5 protein-coding genes are annotated in these 3,612 nt (G+C 30.1%); 4 read left to right on the top strand and 1 reads right to left on the bottom strand.

The features are described 5' to 3' along the window. Positions 1-100: 100 nt before the first annotated feature. The 4 genes from CDW55_RS12455 to CDW55_RS12380 all read left to right on the top strand — a co-directional run bounded on the left by CDW55_RS12455 (position 101) and on the right by CDW55_RS12380 (position 3,096). Positions 101-340: a hypothetical protein gene (locus CDW55_RS12455; protein ID WP_143756243.1), complete on the top strand. Its 240-nt coding sequence runs from the start codon at positions 101-103 to the stop codon at positions 338-340. Positions 341-1,633: 1,293 nt separating this feature from the next. Then, on the top strand, positions 1,634-2,008 hold the full coding sequence (locus CDW55_RS12370) for a hypothetical protein (RefSeq protein ID WP_088470083.1): 375 nt from the start codon (positions 1,634-1,636) through the stop codon (positions 2,006-2,008). 238 nt (positions 2,009-2,246) lie between these two features. Continuing rightward, a complete protein-coding gene (locus CDW55_RS12375; protein ID WP_088470084.1) occupies positions 2,247-2,669 on the top strand; it encodes a hypothetical protein in 423 nt (140 codons plus the stop codon). A gap of 16 nt (positions 2,670-2,685) precedes the next feature. Beyond that, positions 2,686-3,096 (top strand): hypothetical protein, encoded by a 411-nt coding sequence (locus CDW55_RS12380; RefSeq protein WP_143756244.1) that lies wholly within the window; start codon positions 2,686-2,688, stop codon positions 3,094-3,096. A gap of 53 nt (positions 3,097-3,149) precedes the next feature. Here CDW55_RS12380 and CDW55_RS12385 read toward each other — a convergent pair. Further along, positions 3,150-3,612: transposase (locus tag CDW55_RS12385; protein WP_143756245.1), on the bottom strand; the 463-nt coding region annotated here is incomplete at its 5' end.

Here is a 3,612-nt window from a genome sequence, read left to right on the forward strand (position 1 = left end):
TCGTTCCATTTAGCCCGCACTTCGCCAATACTTTTTCCGTTAGCTGCTATGTTAGAAGACCTCATAACAACGACAGACAACGATTTAAAGAATTTCAAAAATGAAAACAAAAAGACTGCATATTTTTATCACGTTACTGCTGACAATCTTTACATTGACAAGTTGTATGGAAACAAAAACTTCTGACGTGAAAGATACTTTCAAATATTGGGCGGGAACAGAAGCACCTGCTGACCTCGAACTACTAAACGGACAATATTGGCAATCGCCACATTTCACAAAAGAATACATTATGTATTTGAAATTTAAGCCAACAAATGAATGGTGGGATGTTTCTTAAACAAAATTCTATTTCGATAGACAAAGACAGTTGGACTGTTCCGAATGACGCACCAAATTGGTTTAAACCAACAGATAATTTAGTAAGATATGGTGGCGGTGACGACTTCGACCAAGGTTCAAGATATTTTCGCGACTCAATTACAGGTATTTGCTTTATCTATGAAATACAGCTTTAACATATATGGAAGCAACAAGACAACAAATAAGATATAGACGGACAACAGAATGGATTTTAACCATTTTGACTATCGGGTTGATTGTTCTGACAATTACAACATATATGCTTGACCAGAATAAAAGTAATTGGATTTGCGGACCTGTTTTACTTTTGATTGAATTATTTGCAATAGGGTTTCAGACTTTATTGACATTTATAGTTTGGAAAACAGACAAACAAAAAAGCAAGACAATAGTTACAATTATTTCAATTGGACTAATAACATTTATTATATGGAGTTTCATTAACTTTATAACAAAATGTAGTTGAAAGAAGAAGGAAACACAGCAGCTAACATCGGTTTTGCAAAATGGCGGGTACAGTGCTTCTATGACAGTTTAGTGCAAGGTTCAAGTTCAGTTTTTCAATTGAACATTTGTGCTGAAAATCCGCCACTTCGCAAAGCCGAGAACCGTTAGCTGAAACCATATCCAACAAATTGTAAATCATATAAAATTTGTGAAATTTAATCTAATTTTAATAATATTCTGTATAATTTTCAACTCTTGTAGTAGTGAAAAGAAATCCGAATTTTATAAGGTGATAACAAATGAAAAGAATATTTGGGTTTTTATGCCATTAAGGTCAACAAATATTAAAAAAGTTGAATTCAATTCAAAATACAAATTCAAGAAAGACTTTACGTATGAGGATGTAGGAATTTTAAAAGGTTTTCCACCATTGCATAACAAATGGAAATATAATAAAACTAAAAATGAAATATTTCTGAATTCACAAATCTATAAAATATCTTTCTTTAGTAATGATAGCATCATTTTAGATAATGAATACGAACACGCAATTCTTTTGAATACAAAAATTCTTAAAAAAATTGGTTATAACAAAAAATAATTATGGCTTCAGCTAACAGTGTATTTGCAAAAAACGGGGTTGAAGTTTTCTTTGAGAATTTATTTCTAATATTCGCAAAATGCTTTTCATCTTTCTTTTTTTCTTAATTTAGAAATCTGAAAAAGCATTTTGCTCCAGGCGGTTTGTCTTTCCACTTTTGGTTTGCAGTAGCCCGTTCTTCGCAGATACTTTTACGTTAACTGCAATTTCACAAAAAACCGCATGAAAAGGAATCTCGGAATTTTTTTGGTAATACTTTTAACTATTGCGGTTTATGGTTATTTAATCTTTATCTCAAATTTTTCATTTTTTATTATAGTTCGTGAAATGCCAGAAGAAAGGGCGAAAATTGTTTCAAATGATGTAATTAGGCAACTCATTCCTTATTTTGTGATTTCTTTCGTTGCGTTAACGTTACTGAATTTTATTATCTTAAAAAAAATTGTTCAACTTGAATCTTCATTTCTAAAAAGTTTTTTGATTTCAATCATCACCTTTATTTTTCTTTTTGTCTTTGTTGTAAGCTTTAAAAATAAATTCATTGAACAAAATAAAATTGATTATCAAAGAATATTAGAACAAAATACAATACATTGAAGAAATTAATAAGAAACTGCAGTTAACATTGTATTGGCAAAATGCGGGGAGAAGGGAAAGTTGAACTATTTGTAAAATTTATCCGCCGCTGCTTTTTCGTATTATCATTTTTTGTAATTTAACAATCCGAAAAAAGCATCGGCTACGTTTAGTCTAAATTGAACTTTTCGTTCCATTTAGCCCGCACTTCGCCAATACTTTTTCCGTTAGCTGCAATTTTATCCAAACTTTGTGTTTAATGATCCAGAAAGAATATAATTTTAAATACTCAAAAAGCTTATTAGGTTTTGAATCTTTAACTGTTTTAATAACATTTGGACTAGCTGCATATTTATTTTTTGAAAAAGAGAGCAAAATATTTGCGATAATTCTTCTTCTTGTAGGGATAAGTAATGTAATCTATTATTTATCAAGAATAACAAATGAAAAAATTCAAATGAAAATAAATGCTACTGGAATTACGCTAAAAAATAAATTTATTGCTTGGAACAAAATAGATGAAATTCAAATTGAAAAAATTTATTCAGGAAATGTTTCTGGTGACTTTATAACTATAAGAACAAAGTCCGACAAACAATATGATTTAGAAATTTCTGAAATTGATGTGACGAACAAAAAACTAAAAAAAATAATATCAAATTATGGTAATTTTATAAAATAAGACTAATAAAAACAAAATGAATCTAATAACAAAAAAGTACAAATTATTTTCAATTATTTATGTAACAATTTTAGTTTTCACATTCTTTTTCTTGTTGCTTATGCTTTATGCAAGTGGTCACAAAGTAAAAATTGGAATAGAATATTATCTTACATTTTTTTATATTTTAATTAATACATTTTTATTATTTAGACTTCCTAAAATTGCAAATAATAATTTAAGAATAATAATTGGCTCTTTACTAGAATTGATGCTGCTTATTAATCTAATTTTTGCATTTTATTTTGCATTTGACTTATCTTCAGAAAATTTCATCGCAAGTTTTGACTTATTCTCTTCTATAATTATGGTGATTTTCATTATTTCTTCAGTAATATTAATAATGGAAACCTACAAAATTTTAAAAATCAAAATAACATTGAATTAAAAAAACTGCGGCTAACATATTCTATGACAAAAAGCAAACAAAAAGTGATAAAATTATGCTGCAAATTTATGCAGGTTCACAAAGCTTGTTTCTCGCGCAATAACGGCAAAAATTCTGTACACCATTTTGCATTTAATATTGTTTAGAACCAGCATGGTGTGTTTTCCCTCTTCTTTTTTCCGGCGGTAATATGCCTTGAGTTCAGGATCATATTTTATTGCAGTGAGTGTGGCCATATGCAGTAGCGATTTCATCTTTTTATCCGCCAGATGGCTGACCCTGGCTTTCCCCTTGACGCTCGTTCCGGAGGTGTGTTCGAAGGGTACCACTCCCGAATAACAGGCAAATTTCCGTCCGTTTGTAAATGCTGTAAATCCTTTCGTGACCATCAAAAGATAGACTGAAGTGATCTCACCAATTCCCGGAATGCTTTTTAAAAGCTGCTGTTGTTTGTAAAGAATTTCATCTTCGCGGATCAGGGTTTTAATTCTGTCATCAAGCGCTGCAAGCTGCTTT

It is taken from the genome of Chryseobacterium sp. VAUSW3, assembly GCF_002205795.1.
Taxonomy (GTDB): Bacteria; Bacteroidota; Bacteroidia; order Flavobacteriales; family Weeksellaceae; genus Kaistella; species Kaistella yananensis.